Source organism: Streptomyces violaceus, assembly GCF_036014075.1.
Taxonomy (GTDB): domain Bacteria; phylum Actinomycetota; class Actinomycetes; order Streptomycetales; family Streptomycetaceae; genus Streptomyces; species Streptomyces violaceus.
Genome location: NZ_CP107911.1, coordinates 5,672,939 through 5,689,452 on the forward strand (window position 1 = coordinate 5,672,939; position 16,514 = coordinate 5,689,452).

Consider the following 16,514-nt stretch of genomic DNA (forward strand, 5'->3'; position numbering starts at 1 on the left):
CTCACAGGTCGGTCACGTTTCGACAAATGGGGTCAACGGCTCTTGACGCATGACCGGACATACGGCTGTCATAGCGCCACCGTGTTCGGTCAAGTTGATTTCTGGTCGATTACGACCGGGTTTCACGCCACACCCTCGTGGCCGAACCCTGCCCTCAGGAGCCGTTCATGCACGACCTCTCTCCCTCGGGACTCGCCCTCCCCGCTCCCGGCCGCCGGACCCTGCTGCGCGGCATAGGCGGCGCGGCCCTCCTCGGCGCCGGCATACCCCTGCTGAGTGCCTGCGGCGGCGGTGGCGCGGCCGCCGATCCGAAGACGGTCAGTCTCGGGTCGAACTCCTCGGACGCGGTGCCGAAGAAGGCGTTCGCCGAGATCTACGCCGCCTTCACCAAGAAGTCCGGCATCAAGGTCGACGTGAACACCAAGGACCACAACACGTTCCAGGAGCAGATCAACTCCTATCTGCAGGGCGCGCCGGACGACGTGTTCACCTGGTTCGCGGGGTACCGGATGCAGTTCTTCGCGTCGAAGAAGCTCGCCACCCCGATCGACGACGTGTGGCAGAAGATCGGCGGGGACTTCCCCGAGGCGATGAAGAAGCTCAGCAAGGGTGCGGACGGCAAGTACTACTTCGTGCCGCTGTACACCTACCCCTGGGCGGTCTTCTACCGAAAGAGCGTCTTCGCGCAGCACGGCTACGAGGTCCCCACCACCTGGGACGACTTCGTCGCCCTGTGCAAGCGGATGCAGCAGGACGGGCTGGTCCCGATCGCCTTCGGCGACAAGGACGCCTGGCCCGCGATGGGCACCTTCGACCAGATCAACTTCCGTACCAACGGCTACGACTTCCATGTCGAGCTGATGGCGGGCAAGGCCTCCTGGACCGATGCGAAGGTGCGCAAGGTCTTCGATCACTGGACGGAGATCCTGCCCTTCCACCAGGAGGGCGCGGTGGGCCGCACCTGGCAGGACGCGGCGCAGACGCTGGTGGCCAAGAAGGCGGGCATGTATCTGCTGGGTACCTTCGTCGGCCAGCAGTTCACCGACAAGGCCGACCTGGACGACCTGGACTTCTTCGCCTTCCCGGAGATCGACCCGGCCTTCGGGCAGGACACGGTCGAGGCGCCGACCGACGGCTTCATGCTCTCCAAGGCGCCGAAGAACAAGGCGGGCGCGGTCAAGCTGCTGGAGTACCTCGGCACGCCCGAGGCCGAGCAGATCTACCTCAAGGCCGACTCCAGCGTGGTGGCCGCCTCGGCGAAGGCCGACACCTCCTCCTACACCGCGCTGCAGAAGAAGTCCTTCGAGATGATCTCCGGCGCGAAGAGTCTGACGCAGTTCATGGACCGCGACTCCCGCCCGGACTTCACCTCCACGGTGATGCAGCCGGCGCTGCAGAACTTCGTCCGCAACCCCAAGAACGTCGACAGCATCCTCTCGTCCATCGAGCGCCAGAAGAAGACGATCTTCGCCTCCGCATGAGCACCGACACCACCACCGAGAACCCGGAGGCGGCCGCCGAGCCGTCTCCGGGAGCCGCTCCCCGCAAGAGCCCGACGGGCCACCGTCGCCTCCTCACCCGCCGCGACCGGATCACCCTCGGTCTGATGGCGGGCCTTCCCACGATCCTGCACGTCGCCCTGGTGTGGCTGACGGCGCTCGCCTCCATCGCGCTGGCCTTCACCAGCTGGAACGGCATCGGCTTCGACTCCATCCAGTGGGTCGGCCTGCAGAACTTCAGGGAACTGTTCACCAACAACCCGCAGTTCTGGCCGGCCGTCGAGCACAACGTCGTCTGGTTCGTGGTGCTCATCCTGCTGCCCACGCCCTTCGGGCTGTTCCTCGCCGTGCAGCTGGACAAGAGGATCCGCTTCAGCCGCGTCTACCAGACCGCCTTCTTCCTGCCGGTCGTGATGTCGCTGGCGGTCATCGGGTTCGTCTGGCAGCTCGTCTACAACCCCGACACGGGCCTGATCAACAGCGTCATCGGCGCCAACAAACCCGGCCACTACATCGACTGGATCGGCGACCCGGACCTCAACCTGTGGGCCGTACTGATCGCTGCCTCCTGGCGGCACGCCGGCTACATGATGATCCTGTACCTGGCCGGCCTGAAGGGCGTCGACCCCGCCCTGCGCGAGGCCTCGTCGCTGGACGGGGCCAACGAGTGGCAGACGTTCAAGAACGTCGTCTTCCCGACGCTGCGCCCGACCAACACTGTCGTCCTGGTCGTCACCATCATCGAGGCGCTGCGCGCCTTCGACCTGGTCTTCGTCTTCAACAAGGGCGCCCAGGGCACCGAACTGCTGTCGATCCTGGTGACCAACAACATCATCGGCGAGTCCAGCCGCGTCGGATACGGCTCGGCCATCGCCGTGGTCCTGCTGGTGATCTCGCTCGCGGTGATCATTCCCTATCTGATCGCCACCTTCCGGAAGGAGCGGCGCGCATGAGCACCGTCGCAGGCGCTCCCAGGCAGCGCACCCCGATCCGCCCCGCCCGGATCCTGCTGCACACCTTCCTGATCGTCACGGCGCTGGCCTGGCTGGCGCCCCTGCTGTGGGCGCTGCTCGCGGCGATGCGGCCGTACGCGGAGACCAGCGAGAAGGGCTATGTCTCCTGGCCCGACAAGCTGACCTTCGACAACTTCACCAACGCCTTCCAGCAGTCCGACATGCTGCACTACTTCGGCAACACGCTGCTCATCGCGGTGCCGGCGGTGCTGCTGACGCTGTTCCTGTCGTCGATGGTCGCCTTCTACGTCAGCCGCTTCGACTTCCGGGTCAACCTCTCCCTGCTGCTGGTCTTCACGGCGGGCAACCTGCTGCCCCAGCAGGTCATCATCACCCCGCTGTACCGCCTGTACCTGCTGATCGACCTGCCCGGCATCACGATGAGCGGCAAGCTCTACGACTCCGCGCTCGGCCTGGTGCTGATCCATGTGGCGTTCCAGTCCGGCTTCTGCGCGTTCGTGCTCAGCAACTACATGCGCTCGCTGCCGCACGAGCTGACCGAGGCCGCGCTGGTCGACGGCGCCTCCGTCTGGCGGCTGTACTGGCAGATCGTGCTGCCCCTGTGCAAACCCGCGATGGCCGCCCTCGCGACCCTGCTCTCCATCTGGATCTACAACGACTTCTTCTGGGCCATCGTGCTCATCTCCACCGGCGAGAACATGCCGATCACCTCGGCGCTGAACAACCTCTCCGGCCAGTACTTCACGGACCCCAACCTGGTCGCCGCCGGCGCCCTGCTCACCGCGATCCCGACGCTGATCGTGTACTTCGTGCTCCAGCGCCAGTTCGTCAGCGGCCTGACCCTGGGGGCCAACAAGGGCTGACCCTGTTACGCGAGCGAGTGCGGGATCTCAACGCCTGGAAAACACCGGCGTCCAGCGGCCGCTGTAATGGAGGTCGGCCTTCCGGAAGCCGGACAGCGGCGTAAGGCTCTTTCCGTCCAGGCTCACCAGGACCAGCTGGTTGCGGAACTCGCCCTTGCCGGGGTCGCACCGCTCGGGGTCGCATCTCCATGCGATGAGCGCGTCGTCGTCGGCCCAGGCGAGCAGTTGCTGACCGGGAACGAGCGCGACGCGTTCGCCGTTGCTCGCATCCAGCACCTCGGAAACGATCTGGCCGTCATCGCCGGCGAACTTACCCGTGACGAGCTTCTTGTCGGGGGAGAGGAGCGCCCCGGGAGAGCCCAGTTTCGCCTCCCGTTCCGGAACGGGCACCTCCTTGCCGTCCACGTCGTAGAAGACCTTGCCCGCCTTGTTCGCCCAGGGCTCCCACAGCAATGTGCTGTCTCGGCTCCACATGAAATCCTGGCGTCCGCCGCGGGTGTGCGAACCGCGGTCGTCCTTCCTGGGCGGGCGCTCGGTGAAGTCCGCCCGTCCGGAGGCGACGTCGGCGACGTAGAAGCCGGTCCGGCTCGGCTTGGGCCCCGGCACCGTCTTGTCGTTCAGCTGGTACGACGCGTCCTTGAACAGACCATCCGGGTTGAGGTCGTAGGCGGTCGCCACAAGGCGCTTGCCGTCGGGGGAGAACCGCACCCCGCCCACACCCCGGTCCACCTTGATCCAGCGCTCCACCTTGCCCGTGGCCAGATTCAGCAGTCCGATGCGATCGACCGGCAGATCGCGCTCCAGCACCGCGGCGGTTTTCATCCCGGGAGCCACATCGAGCCAGGCCCAGTCGGTCTTCCGGTAGCGGTCGGTGGTCGTGTCGAGCAGGCTCCACTCGTACGCGACGACGCCGTCACCCTGTGGCCGCTGCACGGTTCGCGCGGTGAAGTACGCCGAGACGGCGACCCTCCCGGCGGCGATGCGCTCCCGTGGTGGCGACTGATCCGGATGTGCCATGACGTCCGGGGCCGGAAGCCCGCCCGCGGACCGCTCCGGCGAACGGTCATCGCCGGCCGTGGCCAGCGACACCGCCACGCCGCATGCGACGACCGCCGCGACAGCGGCGGTCACCACGATGCCTCGTACCGTCTTCATTCCGGTTTACTCGTTGAACCACTCGGACTTCACTTCGTAGCCGTCGCCGTTCCACGAGAGCTGCATCTGGTACGAGCCGAATTGACCGACGTCGTAGCCACCCTTGCCGCAGCCGGAGTCGCCGCCGTCGGTGATATAGAGCTTTTCGTTGTGGTTGTTGTCGATCAGGCGACCCGAGACACCATGGCCGTCCGCCCTCGTGTCGCAGACCTTGAACACGTCTCCATCGTCGATGAAGGTCATCGTGCCCCGGCCGCCCGGAAGCGAGATTTTCTTGTCGCTGTCGAGAGTGGAGAAATCGGAGGCCTGAGCCGTCGACGTGGTGCCGGCGAAGACCGTGGCCACAGCAGCACCGGCCACGGCTATCCGGGTGAACGATCTGAACACTGAGTTTCCCTTTCACCGCAGGACTGCGGAGCAGCCCCACGGCCCCCCGCCCTGATCGACATCGACCTTAGACGCATGATGATCAGACGGGAAGCGAATTTAGGACACCGCGAATTACCGGAATGCAGAATTCCAAAGTTCCGAGTGTATGAATTATTCGTGGGTGATCTGCCTCACAATTGAAAACAGCGGGGCGCGGCACCCCCGTCGGGTACCGCGCCCCTTTCCCCGCTCCCCCAGGGGCGGCCTAAGCGGCCGGCTCCAGTGGCGGCAGCGCCCCGGTGCGCGCCGCCTTCCCGTACCAGAGAGCGCTGGACTTCGGCGTCCGCTGGAGCGTCGCGTAGTCCACGTACACCGCGCCGAAGCGCTTGCCGTACCCGTACGCCCACTCGAAGTTGTCCAGCAGGGACCACAGGAAGTAGCCGCGCACATCGGCGCCGTCGGTGATCGCGCGGCGGACCGCGGACAGATGACCGTGGAGGTAGGAGACACGCTCCGGGTCGTGCACCCGGCCGTCCGAGTCGATCTTGTCGTCGTAGGCCGCGCCGTTCTCGGTGATGTACAGCGGCAGGCCCGGCGCCTCCCGGGTGTAACGCATGATCAGCTCGTGCAGACCGGTCGGGTCGATCGTCCAGCCCATCTCCGTGCGGTCACCGGGCGTCTGGTGGAAGGCGACGTCGCCCGCGGCCGGCCACGGCGAGTGGTCGCTCGCCCCGTGACCGTCGGCACGCGGCGCCCGCGCCGCCGCGTCCGCCGCCGAGACCAGCGCGGGCGTGTAGTAGTTGAGGCCCAGCGCGTCCAGCGGCTGGTTGATCAGCGTCAGGTCGCCGTCCAGGACGTAGTCCCAGTCGGTGAGGTCCGCCGTCGCCACGTACAGCGACTCGGGGTAGGCGCCGTGCAGGATCGGTCCGTGGAAGACCCCGTTGGCCAGGTCGTCGATCTTCCGGGCCGCCGCCAGGTCCGCCGGGCTCTGCGAAAGCGGCCGCACGGTCGCGGAGTTGAGGGCGATCGCTACCTGGTTGCGGGCCGGCATCACCGACCGCAGCGCCGACGCGCCCAGCCCGTGCGCCAGGTTCAGATGGTGCGCGGCACGCAGCGAGGCCGCCGGATCCGTACGGCCGGGAGCGTGCACACCGGACGCGTAGCCGAGGAACGCGCTGCACCACGGCTCGTTGAGCGTCATCCACTGCTCCGCGCGGTCACCCAGCGCCTCGCCGACGATCTGCGCGTACTCCGCGAAGCGGTACGCCGTGTCGCGCTCCGGCCAGCCGCCCGCGTCCTCCAGCTCCTGCGGCAGATCCCAGTGGTAGAGCGTGACGGCCGGCCTGATGCCCTTGGACAGCAGCTCGTCGACCAGCCGGCGGTAGAAGTCCAGGCCCTTCTGGACCGCCGGGCCCCGGCCGGTCGGCTGCACCCGCGACCACGAGACGGAGAAGCGGTAGGCGCCCAGGCCCAGGTCCGCCATCATCGCCACGTCCTCGCGGTAGCGGTGGTAGTGGTCGACAGCGATGTCACCGTGGTCGCCGCCGACGGTCTTGCCAGGCGTATGGCTGAAGGTGTCCCAGATCGACGGCGTCCGGCCGTCCTCCCGCACCGCGCCCTCGATCTGGTACGCGGAGGTGGCCGCGCCCCAGACGAAAGCGGGAGGGAAGGTCACCGGAGTGGCCGGGTTCTCGGAGTCAGGCATGGAAGCGCTCCCATTGGGGGTCGTGGAGACCGACAGGTGAAGGGGGAAGGGGGAGGGGCGGGACGAACAGGGGCCGGAGCGGCACTGGCCCGGCCCCCTGGGACAAACGAACGAGGGCGTCAGCCCTTCACGGCGCCCTGCATGATGCCGCCCACGATCTGCTTGCCGAAGATCGCGAAGACCAGCAACAGCGGCAGCGTGCCCAGCAGCGCGCCCGCCATGATCAGGGACTGGTCGGGGGTGTACCCGCGGCCGAGACCCGCGACCGCCACCTGCACGGTCGGATTGCCCATCTGGGTCAGCACCAGGAACGGCCACATGAAGTCGTTCCAGGTCTGCACGAACGTCAGCATCCCGAGCACGGCCATCGCCGGCCGCGCCGCCGGGAACACCACGTGCCACACCACGCGCCAGCTGCTCGCCCCGTCGACCCGGGCGGCCTCTATGATCTCGTCCGGCAGCGCCTGGATCAGGTACTGCCGCATGAAGAACACGCCGAACGCGCTCACCAGGGACGGCAGGATCACCGCCTGCAACTGGTCCGTCCAGTCGAGCTTGGCGACCATCATGTAGAGCGGGATCACACTCAGCTGCGGCGGCACCATCATCGTGCCGATCACGAGCAGCATCAGCGCGCCACGGCCCCTGAACCGCAGCTTGGCGAAGGCGAAACCGGCGATCGTCGACAGGAAGACGATGGTCAGCGCCGACGTACCCGCCACGATCGTGGTGTTGAAGAACGCCTCACCCAGATTGGCGTCCTTCCAGGCGATCTCCAGCTTGTCGAACAGGCCCGAGCCGAACCAGAACGGCGGCGGTGTCTGCGCGAGACGCTGGTTGTCACGCGAGGCGGCGATCGCCGTCCACACCAGCGGGAACAGCGAAACGATCGTGAACACGATGAGGATCGCGTACGCGATCGGACCTCCGTGCAGCTGCCCTCCGGCCCGTGCGGCCTTCGGCACACGCGGGCGTTTGGACTCCTTCACGGGCGCACCGGGCGGCGGCGCGTCGGGGGGCGTCACAGTCGTCGTCACGGCCGGACCTCCTTAGCTACTGGCGCGCAGCCGGCGCGAGATGACGTAGTTGACGATGCCGATGACGATCAGGATGAAGAACATCGTCCAGGCGATGGCCGAGGCACGGCCCAGGTGCTGAGCGACCCAGCCCTGCTCGTACAGATACAGGCCGAGCGTCTGGAACTGGTGCTCCGCGCCACCGGAGGTGCCCTTGTTGGAGTCGAACAGCAGCGGCTCGCCGAACACCTGGCTCGCCCCGATCGTCGACACCACGCAGGTGAACAGAATCGTCGGGCGCAGCGCGGGCAGCGTCACATGGATGAACTGCTGCCAGCGGTTGGCCCCGTCCAGGGCCGCCGACTCGTACAGGTCCTGCGGGATCGCCTGCATCGCGGCCAGGTAGATCAGCGTGTTGTAGCCGGTCCAGCGCCAGATGATGATCGTCGAGACGGCGATCTGCGAGGCCCACGTGTCGTTCTGCCAGTCGACCGGGTCGATGCCGACCATGTCGAGCGCCCAGTTGATCATGCCGTAGTCACGGCCGAAGAGCAGCACGAACACCAGCGAAGCCGCGGCGATCGACGTCGCGTACGGCGCGAGCATCGCGACCCGGAAGAACGTCGAGGCCCGCAGCTTGTAGTTGAGGATGTGGGCGATGCCCATCGCCATCAGCAGCTGCGGAACGGTGGAGATGATGCCGATGGTCAGGGTGTTCTGCGCCGCGTTCCAGAAGAACTCGTCGTCGAAGATCCGGGTGTAGTTGCGCAGCCCGACCCAGTTCATGTCGGTCGGCGCGGTCAGCTCGACCTGGTGCAGCGAGGCCCAGCCCGTGTAGATCAGCGGGAACAGGCCGAACGCGATGAACAGCAGGAAGAACGGAGACACGAAGGCGTACGGGCTCCAGCGGATGTCCCGCTGCCAGCGGCGGGACAGCCTGTCCCGGCGTCGCTGCTCCTTCTCCAGGGACCCGGGGTCCGCGGGCGGGCGGCCCGGGGCCGCGCCCCCCTCGGCGGGGGACGCGGCGGTGTCGTGGCGGGTTGCCATACGGGTCACTGGTCCAGCTTGTTGTCGATGGTCTTGACCGCGGAGTCCCAGGCCTCCTTGGCGGACTTGCCCTTCGTGGCGAGGATGACGCCGTTGTCCGTCAGGCCCTGCATGATGATCTGGTCCTTCGGGCCGATCACCTGGACCGGGGCGGCCTTGGCGGCCTCCGCGAAGATCGGGCCGATCTTCTGGTCACCGGTCATCTCGTTCGTCGCGCCGGTCACTTCGGGCATCGCGTACGTGGACGGGGCGCTCGGGAAGCTGGCCTGCACCTTGAACAGCTTCGCCTGCTGCTCCGGAGCGGTCAGCCAGGTCACGAACTTCTGGGCCTCCTTCACGTTCTTGCCGCTCTTCGGCACGGTGAGGAAGGTGCCGCCCCAGTTGCCGCCCTTGGGCGCCTCGGCCACGGCCCACTTGCCGGCAGCGTCGGGCTTGGCGTTGCCCTTGATCGTGCCCAGCATCCACGGCGGGCAGGCGATGGTGGCGAACTTGTTGTTCGCGATCGTGGAGTTCCAGCCCGGCTGGAACTGCGTCTGCGACTGGACCAGACCCTTCTTGGCGGCCTCGGAGGTCAGGTCGAAGGCGGCCTTCACAGCCGGGTTCGTCTTGTAGATGACCTCGCCGGAGGAGTCGTAGAACTTCTCCTTCTCGCTGCCCAGGATCGCCTGGATCAGACCGCCGGGGGAGTCCATGAAGAAAGTGCCCTCGGGCGCCTTCGACTTGTACCGCTCGCCGACCTCGACGAGCTTGGCCCAGTCACCGGCCCACAGCTTGCCGACCTCGGCCGGGTCGGTGGGCAGACCGGCCTGCTTGAAGAGGTCCGTGCGGTAACAGATCGCCATCGGGCCGACGTCGGTGCCGAGGCCGATGGTCTTGCCGTCCTTGGTCGTGGCCTGCTGCCACTTCCAGGGCAGCCACTTGCTCTTGTCCACGCCCGAGACCTTGGACATGTCCTCGAGCTTGTCGGCCTGGGTGGCCGCGACCTCGGCGATATTGGCGACTTCGACCGCCTGGACGTCGAGCAGGCCGCTGCTGGTGGTGAGGTGGTTCAGCAGCGCCGGGTAGTAGTTCTCGTTCCGCTCGACGACGTTCTGGGCGATCTTGATCTTCGGGTTGAGCTTCTCGTACTCGTCGTAGAGGCCGGCCTCCTTGAAGCCCATGGTGCCGAAGAGCCCCACCGAGATCGTCGTCTTGCCGCTGCTGTCGCCAGACGAGGAGCCGGAACTGTCGTCGCCGCCGTCGTCGGCACAGCCGGCCAGCAGCCCGGCGCCCAGCGACGCGACGGCCGCCACGACCATCGCCTTGCGGGCGGTTCGGATGCGTGCTCGCATGTCGTCCTCCTGTTGCCCTGACGTGCCGACCCCCCGGCCAACTGCATTGTTGGACCCGTTTTTGCTCGCTTCGGCTCGGGCGGGGAACGTGCGGGTTGTGTATGTGTCAGGTACCGTGGGAGCGCTCCCACCAGTGATGTGTTGAAGGTTCGCCGGTCGGGGCGGGGGTGTCAAGGGACCGGACAGGGAGAGATGCGTTCAGTTATCGGGCTGTTAACTGGACCCGGGCCGGGGTCGGTTGCGGCCCGGGCCGGCGGTATCGAGCCATCCGAACCGGCTTGTGCGGCCCAAGCGGAAGGCCGGGGGCGGCAAGCCCTCGGTGGCCGTCACTACAGCTGACGAGCCTGTTAAATTCCAGGCCAGCCGCAGAGTGCGGGTGTGGACGGGAAGGCGGAGCCCATGGCAAGCCACGGAGCGCGGGGCCGAAGCGGTGGCCGGCCCACCCTCGAAGAGGTGGCGGCGCGCGCCGGTGTCGGCCGCGGCACCGTCTCCCGGGTGATCAACGGCTCGCCCCGGGTCAGCGACGCGACCCGCGCGGCCGTCGAGGCGGCGGTCGCGGAGCTCGGATACGTCCCCAACACCGCCGCGCGCGCCCTGGCGGCGAACCGTACGGACGCGATCGCGCTGGTCGTGCCCGAGTCGGAGAGCCGGTTCTTCGCGGAGCCGTACTTCTCGGACATGCTGAAGGGCGTCGGGGCGGCGCTCTCCGACACGGAGATGCAGCTGCTGCTGATCTTCGCGGGCAGCGACCGCGAACGCCGCCGCCTCGCCCAGTACTTGGCGGCCCACCGGGTGGACGGCGTCCTGCTGGTCTCCGTGCACGCGGACGACCCGCTGCCCGACCTGCTGGCCCAGCTGGAGATACCGGCGGTGATCAGCGGCCCGCGCTCGGCGGCGGAGACCCTCGCGTCGGTCGACTCCGACAACTACGGCGGCGCCCGCCAGGCCGTCGAGCACCTGTTGTCCGGTGGCCGCCGCCGGATAGCCCACATCACCGGCCGTCTCGACGTCTACGGTGCCCAGCGCCGTATCGACGGCTACCGCGACGCCCTGAGCGACGCGGGCCACGAGGCGGACGAGGCGCTGATCGAGGCGGGCGACTTCACGGAGGAGGGCGGCCGCCGCGCCATGGCGGCCCTGCTGGAGCGTCGGCCCACCCTGGACGCGGTCTTCGCCGCCTCCGACGTCACCGCGGCCGGTGCCCGCCAGGCCCTGCGCGAGGCGGGCCGCCGCATCCCCGACGACGTGGCGCTCGTCGGCTACGACGACTCCGCCATCGCCCGCCACATGGACCCGCCCCTCACCAGCGTCCGCCAGCCCATCGAGGAGATGGGCCACCACATGATCGACCTCCTGCTCACGGAGATCGCCGACCGCCGACCCGCGGCGTCCCGGGGCCTGGAACGACGCCAGATGGTCCTGGCCACGGAGCTGGTGTCCCGGTCGTCGTCTTAGGGCCTGTCGTTTGGATCACGTCCTGGCCGGTGCCGGCCGCCGGAGCAGGTAGGCGGCCGCCGTCGAGACCAGGACCGCCATGCACGCGATGAACACCAGGCCCGCGCCCTCCAGGCCGATGGGGCCCGCCAGCAGGCCGACGCCGATCACCGGGACCGAGATGCCCGCGTAGGCCACCACGAACAGGGTCGAGATCACCGCGGCGCGCTGGTGCTCGGGCGAGGCCTCGGCCACCTCGGACAGCGCGCCGCGGAACGCCAGTCCCTGCCCGGCCCCGCCGATGAGCGCGCTCAGCACCACCAGCGCCATCAGGTCCCACCGCAGCGCGCCCGCGAGCAGTGCGAGACCGGCGAGGAGCCCGGCGCAGCCCAGGGGGAGGGAGCGCCGTACACCGACCCGGCCGACCGCGAGTTGGCCGGCGGTCGAGGCGAAGAAGGCCAGCGCGACGATCAGCCCGCTCACGGCGTGGTCGGTCACGCCCAGGGACTCGGCGAGAAACTCCGGGCTGACCGACGTGAACACCCCGAACAGCGCGAAGCCCACGAACGAGGCGGTCGCCGCGGGTCCGAACACCGCCCGCACCTGCGGGGGCAGAGCGGGCCGCCGCGGCCGTACGGTGCGCAGCGGCCGCCGCTCCCGGACGGTCTCCGCGAGCCGCAGCAGGACGGCGGTCGAACCGGCCACCAGGACGAGGTGCGTGACGAACGGCAGGTACAGCGGCCAGGGGGCGTACTGCGCGAGCACCCCGGACAGCAGTGGACCGCAGCCCAGTCCGCCCATGTTGGCGGCCGTCGCCACGAACGTGGCCCGCAAGGCGCCGCCCTCGGGCGCCAGCTCCATCACGTACGCGGTAGCCGCGCCGGTGAACAGACCGGCGGACAGTCCCGACAGCAGCCGCCCCGCGTACAGCCAGCCGAGCCCGGTGGCGCACAGGAAGCAGACGGCGCTCGCCGCGGCGAGGCCCAGGCCGCACAGCAGCACCGGGCGTCTGCCCACGGCGTCCGAGGCGTTGCCGGCCAGCAGCAGCACGCCGATGACCGCGAAGGCGTAGAGGGCGTAGACCACGGTCACCGTCAGCTCGGAGAACCCGAACTTGCCCTGATAGAGGGGGTAGAGAGGGGTCGGCAGCGTGGTGCCGGCCATGCACACGGCGAACACCGCCCCGCTGAGCACACACGCGCGCCACGCTCGGCGTCCACCGTCCATGCCGCGACCGTAGCCCCGCCTGCCGCGCCGTCCCGGAGAGGCGCGCAAAAAGCTTCAGCCGGTGGCTTCATCGAAGCCACCGGCTGATTACTCAGGGTGAGTGACGGGACTTGAACCCGCGGCATCCTGGACCACAACCAGGTGCTCTACCAGCTGAGCTACACCCACCATGACCGGCTTGGAGGTCAGTGACTTCCCTGACCGGCCGAGAAAAAGTGTACAGGGTCCGAAGGGGTGCTCGCGCCCGGCTTTCGCGGCGCCCCTCGACGGGCACCCGGGCGTCCTTACTGAGCAGGCAGAACGTGCTTCGCGGCGATCTTCTTCGCGGTGTCCGAGTCGGGCCCGGGCTGCGGGACGAAGACGGCCTCGCGGTAGTAGCGCAGCTCCGCGATGGACTCGCGGATGTCGGCGAGCGCGCGGTGGTTGCCGTTCTTCTTCGGGCTGTTGAAGTACGCGCGCGGATACCAGCGGCGGGCCAGCTCCTTGACCGACGAGACATCGACGATCCGGTAGTGGAGGTAGCCCTCCAGCGTCGGCATGTCGCGCAGCAGGAAGCCGCGGTCCGTGCCGACGGAGTTGCCGCACAGCGGGGCCTTGCCCGGCTCCTTGACGAACTCCCTCACGTACGCCACGACCTGCTCCTCGGCGTCCTTCAGCGTCGTGCCGTCCGGCAGCTCGGCGAGCAGCCCGGACGCGGTGTGCATCTGACGCACCACATCCGGCATCGTCTCCAGCGCCCGGTCCGGCGGACGGATGACGATGTCCACGCCCTCGCCGAGCACGTTCAGCTCGGAGTCGGTCACGAGGGCGGCCACCTCGATGAGCGCGTCGTCCGACAGCGAGAGGCCGGTCATCTCGCAGTCGATCCACACCATGCGATCGTTCATGTGTCTAACCTTACGGCCCACCGCCCCGGGCTCGTCCCGACCGTGCGGTGACCTCGTGGCCGAAGTCCGCCCGCTCCGGAAACGGCGCCGGGCCCGCGGGGAGGCTTCCCTCCCCGCGGGCCCGGTCACCGGCTCACGTCGCGCTGCGTTGTCCCGGCAGACTCGCCCGGGCCGATATGTAGGACTCCCGCCCGTTGTCGGACGCGGCCGACGCCGACAGGGCCGGGGACGACCCCACCGCGCTCGCGGCCGCCGTACGGCGGGACTGGAGCGGGACCGGGTGCTCCGGGTGGAGCGCGGCGGGCGCCTGGCCGGGATGCCCCGTGTGGCCCGGCATGCCGCCCCCGGGACCGCCTGGTCCGCCGTCGACGTCCTGGGGCCGCTCGGCCTGCGGACGCCGGGCGCGGTACGCCGCCCGGTACGCGGCCGGGGACGAGCCCAGCTGGCGGCGGAAGTGCCCGCGCAGGGCGACCGGCGACCGGAAGCCGCAGCGTCCCGCCACCTCGTCGACCGAGTAGTCCGACGTCTCCAGCAGGCGCTGCGCCTGGAGCACCCGCTGCGTGATCAGCCATTGCAGCGGGGCACTCCCGGTCAGCGAGCGGAAGCGGCGGTCGAACGTACGACGGCTCATGTACGCGCGTGCCGCCAGCGTCTCCACGTCGAACTGTTCGTGGAGGTGCTCCAGCGCCCAGGCGACGACCTCCGCGAGCGGGTCGGCGCCGATCTCCTCTGGTAAAGACCTGTCGAGGTAGCGCTCCTGGCCGCCCGACCGGCGCGGCGGGACCACCAGGCGGCGGGCCAGCGCGCCGGCTGCCTCGTTGCCGTGGTCCGTCCGCACGATGTGGAGACAGAGATCGATTCCGGCCGCGGTGCCCGCCGACGTCAGCACGTCCCCGTCGTCGACGAACAGCTCGCGCGGATCGACGTGCACCGACGGGTAGCGCTTGGCCAGCGTCGGCGCGTACATCCAGTGTGTCGTCGCGGGCCGGCCGTCCAGCAGGCCCGCCGCGGCCAGGACGAAGGCGCCGGTGCACAGCCCGACGATGCGGGCGCCCTCCTCGTGGGCGCGGCGCAGCGCGTCGAGCGCCTCGTCCGGTGGCGGAGAAGTGATCGAACGCCAGGCCGGTACGACGACCGTGCCCGCGCGTGAGATCGCTTCCAGGCCATGTGGCGCGCTGAGTTCGAGGCCCCCTGTGGTCCGCAGCGGGCCGTCCTCACCGCCGCACACCAGCAGTCGGTAGCGCGGAACGCCGGCGTCCTGGCGGTCGATCCCGAACACCGACAGTGGTATGGAACTCTCGAAGATGGGGCCGCCGCTGAACAGCAGCACCGCGACGATCTCCTTGCGGCGTCGCCCGGAAAGTTTCCGGACGCCGGCTTCCGGCGCGGCAGTGGAGTCGTGGCTCATACTGCTAAGCCCCCCTCGGTGGTCGCGGCTCCTCGGTTGTGTCGCTCCTGCACGTTTCCCCTCGGTCCTGCACGAGTCCCCCGCCGTAGACAGTCAAGATCGAATCTACTGTGTCCCGCCGCGCCGAGATGGCCGGTTCGGCACTCGGCACATTGTCGACTTGGCAACTTGGCGTGAAGCATTCGATCACGAAGCGTTGCACTCGTGGGGCGTGCAGGGAAGTGCGCCTTGTCGCAGTGGCCAATCCGCGTAGGGTGCGCAGGTCCCCCGAGGCCCTTTCCGTGCAGGTCGAACGGGGGTTGGGGGGTGCTTCGGCGGGGTGATGCACGGGTGCGAGAAGTTGGCTGAAAACCAACGTGCACGTGCACTGAAACCGGTCAGCCGACCGGTGTATCTCCTCCGGTGTGCCGCCCGCCTCGGTGCGACCCCGTTCCGGTGCGGTGGTGCCGGCCCCGGTGGGGTGCCCGGTCCTCGGCCGCCAGCCGGGCCGCGCCGCGCTCGGACTGGCGCAGCAGCACCCGGCAGGCGCCCGTGACGGCGGCGAGCCCGAGGGCCGTGCCGGCGGCACCGGCCAGGGAGCTGCCGTAGCCGAGGAGCACGACCGGGACGAGCAGGCAGCTGAAGGCCGCCCAGCGAACCACATCCGTCGCGGTGTCCCGCGGCGGCGGGGCCGCGCGGTCCGCCTCGGAGGCGGGGCGTGGTCCGGACATGGGCGCTCCCTGTGGCGTGACTCACGGGGTTCAACGCGTGGCGGGGACGTCGGTCACTGGGTGAACGGATCACCGCCACGGGTAAGTGAATCCTGTGCAAACCGCCTGTACAACGCAGCAACCATTGCGTTACGGGCGTCGCCTCGTGCATGCTCCCTGGAACCCGCACGCACAGTGAGCGGGATCTGGGCTAAGGAGGCGTGCCGCCGTACCCTTGGGGGTATGGGGTTGGGAAGACCATTCCCGGACACAGCTCCGCCGCACACTGTTGTCCCCCATGTAAGGATCACAACGCCGAGACAGCCATGGCCGGTCACGAATTCTTCGAACCAGCGGACCGCAAGCGGCCCGTCGCCGATCCCACGGCGGCCGAGCCCCTGGCGGCACAAGAGCCACGCCATTCCTGCGATCCCGCCTTCAAGCACGGCGTCGTCGTCGGATTCGACGGCTCCACGTCCAGTGAGCGCGCCCTGGCCTACGCGATCGGGATGGCCCATCGCTCCGGGTCGGGCCTGATCATCGTCCATGTCGCCAACCGGCTGCCCACCACGGTGTGGGCCGGCTGCGAGCCGCCCGTCTTCGTGGACGTGCCGGACCACCGGACCGAGGTGCTCGGACTGGAGCTGGCCTGTGCGGAGTACCTCGCCGAGGTGCCCTGGATCCTCGTCGAGCGGGGCGGGGACATCTGCCACGAACTCGAAGAGGTCGGCCGGGAGTACGAGGCCGACGCGATCGTCGTCGGGTCGAGTCACGGCATCGTGGGGCGCATCTTCGGCTCGGTCGCGGGGCGGCTCGCCAAGCGGGCGCAGCGGCCGGTCATGGTCATTCCCTGACTCTCTGACTTCCTGAGCGTTCCCGGCGTACGGGCTTCCCCTGTGCAGTGCGTAAA

General features: G+C 68.8%; 15 protein-coding genes and 1 tRNA gene. 5 read left to right on the forward strand and 11 right to left on the reverse strand.

All coding sequences use genetic code 11. The features are described from left to right. The first annotated feature begins 167 nt into the window (after nt 1–167). From OG542_RS25665 to OG542_RS25675, 3 genes are read left to right on the forward strand one after another with little or no spacing between them, the layout of a single operon-like run. Nucleotides 168–1,481: an ABC transporter substrate-binding protein gene (locus OG542_RS25665; protein WP_328413813.1), complete on the forward strand. Its 1,314-nt coding sequence runs from the start codon at nt 168–170 to the stop codon at nt 1,479–1,481. Next, nucleotides 1,478–2,452, forward strand: coding sequence for a carbohydrate ABC transporter permease (locus OG542_RS25670; RefSeq protein WP_193478248.1), 975 nt, complete (start codon nt 1,478–1,480; stop codon nt 2,450–2,452). Before OG542_RS25665 ends, OG542_RS25670 begins: the two co-directional genes overlap by 4 nt. After that, nucleotides 2,449–3,336 (forward strand): carbohydrate ABC transporter permease, encoded by an 888-nt coding sequence (locus OG542_RS25675; RefSeq protein ID WP_311125872.1) that lies wholly within the window; start codon nt 2,449–2,451, stop codon nt 3,334–3,336. The genes OG542_RS25670 and OG542_RS25675 overlap by 4 nt, the downstream gene beginning before the upstream one ends. A gap of 27 nt (nt 3,337–3,363) precedes the next feature. Here the strand turns inward: OG542_RS25675 and OG542_RS25680 are convergent, their stop codons facing one another. From OG542_RS25680 to OG542_RS25705, 6 genes are all read right to left on the reverse strand, one after another. Then, the gene (locus OG542_RS25680; protein WP_328413814.1) at nt 3,364–4,491 is read right to left on the reverse strand and encodes a WD40 repeat domain-containing protein; all 1,128 of its coding nucleotides are present in this window, start codon (nt 4,489–4,491) and stop codon (nt 3,364–3,366) included. A 6-nt stretch (nt 4,492–4,497) separates the two neighbouring features. Continuing rightward, nucleotides 4,498–4,878, reverse strand: a complete 381-nt coding sequence (locus tag OG542_RS25685; protein WP_328413815.1) for a hypothetical protein — start codon at nt 4,876–4,878, stop codon at nt 4,498–4,500. Nucleotides 4,879–5,125: 247 nt separating this feature from the next. Then, complete coding sequence (locus OG542_RS25690) at nt 5,126–6,565, reverse strand: GH1 family beta-glucosidase (RefSeq protein ID WP_328413816.1); 1,440 nt, start codon at nt 6,563–6,565, stop codon at nt 5,126–5,128. Between the two features lie 119 nt (nt 6,566–6,684). Beyond that, the gene (locus tag OG542_RS25695) at nt 6,685–7,602 is read right to left on the reverse strand and encodes a carbohydrate ABC transporter permease (RefSeq protein WP_328413817.1); all 918 of its coding nucleotides are present in this window, start codon (nt 7,600–7,602) and stop codon (nt 6,685–6,687) included. Nucleotides 7,603–7,614: 12 nt separating this feature from the next. Continuing rightward, the gene (locus OG542_RS25700; protein WP_328418105.1) at nt 7,615–8,628 is read right to left on the reverse strand and encodes a carbohydrate ABC transporter permease; all 1,014 of its coding nucleotides are present in this window, start codon (nt 8,626–8,628) and stop codon (nt 7,615–7,617) included. 5 nt (nt 8,629–8,633) lie between these two features. Further along, nucleotides 8,634–9,959, reverse strand: coding sequence for an ABC transporter substrate-binding protein (locus OG542_RS25705; protein WP_328413818.1), 1,326 nt, complete (start codon nt 9,957–9,959; stop codon nt 8,634–8,636). 399 nt (nt 9,960–10,358) lie between these two features. On the opposite strand from OG542_RS25705, the gene OG542_RS25710 reads away from it, so the two are divergent. Continuing rightward, nucleotides 10,359–11,414 (forward strand): LacI family DNA-binding transcriptional regulator, encoded by a 1,056-nt coding sequence (locus OG542_RS25710; RefSeq protein ID WP_328413819.1) that lies wholly within the window; start codon nt 10,359–10,361, stop codon nt 11,412–11,414. Nucleotides 11,415–11,429: 15 nt separating this feature from the next. On the opposite strand, the gene OG542_RS25715 is transcribed toward OG542_RS25710, so the two are convergent. The 5 genes from OG542_RS25715 to OG542_RS25735 all read right to left on the reverse strand — a co-directional run bounded on the left by OG542_RS25715 (nt 11,430) and on the right by OG542_RS25735 (nt 15,625). After that, nucleotides 11,430–12,620: an MFS transporter gene (locus tag OG542_RS25715; RefSeq protein ID WP_328413820.1), complete on the reverse strand. Its 1,191-nt coding sequence runs from the start codon at nt 12,618–12,620 to the stop codon at nt 11,430–11,432. 95 nt (nt 12,621–12,715) lie between these two features. Next, a tRNA-His gene (locus tag OG542_RS25720) sits at nt 12,716–12,788 on the reverse strand. Between the two features lie 116 nt (nt 12,789–12,904). After that, nucleotides 12,905–13,507 (reverse strand): oligoribonuclease, encoded by a 603-nt coding sequence (orn, locus tag OG542_RS25725; protein ID WP_311125865.1) that lies wholly within the window; start codon nt 13,505–13,507, stop codon nt 12,905–12,907. A 133-nt stretch (nt 13,508–13,640) separates the two neighbouring features. Then, complete coding sequence (locus OG542_RS25730) at nt 13,641–14,915, reverse strand: helix-turn-helix domain-containing protein (RefSeq protein ID WP_184592997.1); 1,275 nt, start codon at nt 14,913–14,915, stop codon at nt 13,641–13,643. A gap of 377 nt (nt 14,916–15,292) precedes the next feature. Continuing rightward, a complete protein-coding gene (locus tag OG542_RS25735; RefSeq protein ID WP_184592995.1) occupies nt 15,293–15,625 on the reverse strand; it encodes a hypothetical protein in 333 nt (110 codons plus the stop codon). Between the two features lie 305 nt (nt 15,626–15,930). On the opposite strand from OG542_RS25735, the gene OG542_RS25740 reads away from it, so the two are divergent. Then, nucleotides 15,931–16,458 (forward strand): universal stress protein, encoded by a 528-nt coding sequence (locus OG542_RS25740; RefSeq protein WP_193478238.1) that lies wholly within the window; start codon nt 15,931–15,933, stop codon nt 16,456–16,458. The last annotated feature ends 56 nt before the right edge of the window (nt 16,459–16,514 follow it).

Coding starts and splice junctions, on each gene's coding strand:
- OG542_RS25665 (WP_328413813.1), top strand. CDS start 168: ATGCACGACCTCTCTCCCTCGGGACTCGCCCTCCCCGCTCCCGGCCGC.
- OG542_RS25670 (WP_193478248.1), top strand. CDS start 1,478: ATGAGCACCGACACCACCACCGAGAACCCGGAGGCGGCCGCCGAGCCG.
- OG542_RS25675 (WP_311125872.1), top strand. CDS start 2,449: ATGAGCACCGTCGCAGGCGCTCCCAGGCAGCGCACCCCGATCCGCCCC.
- OG542_RS25680 (WP_328413814.1), bottom strand. CDS start 4,491: ATGAAGACGGTACGAGGCATCGTGGTGACCGCCGCTGTCGCGGCGGTC.
- OG542_RS25690 (WP_328413816.1), bottom strand. CDS start 6,565: ATGCCTGACTCCGAGAACCCGGCCACTCCGGTGACCTTCCCTCCCGCT.
- OG542_RS25700 (WP_328418105.1), bottom strand. CDS start 8,628: ATGGCAACCCGCCACGACACCGCCGCGTCCCCCGCCGAGGGGGGCGCG.
- OG542_RS25705 (WP_328413818.1), bottom strand. CDS start 9,959: ATGCGAGCACGCATCCGAACCGCCCGCAAGGCGATGGTCGTGGCGGCC.
- OG542_RS25710 (WP_328413819.1), top strand. CDS start 10,359: ATGGCAAGCCACGGAGCGCGGGGCCGAAGCGGTGGCCGGCCCACCCTC.
- OG542_RS25715 (WP_328413820.1), bottom strand. CDS start 12,620: ATGGACGGTGGACGCCGAGCGTGGCGCGCGTGTGTGCTCAGCGGGGCG.
- orn (WP_311125865.1), bottom strand. CDS start 13,507: ATGAACGATCGCATGGTGTGGATCGACTGCGAGATGACCGGCCTCTCG.
- OG542_RS25730 (WP_184592997.1), bottom strand. CDS start 14,915: ATGAGCCACGACTCCACTGCCGCGCCGGAAGCCGGCGTCCGGAAACTT.
- OG542_RS25735 (WP_184592995.1), bottom strand. CDS start 15,625: ATGTCCGGACCACGCCCCGCCTCCGAGGCGGACCGCGCGGCCCCGCCG.
- OG542_RS25740 (WP_193478238.1), top strand. CDS start 15,931: ATGGCCGGTCACGAATTCTTCGAACCAGCGGACCGCAAGCGGCCCGTC.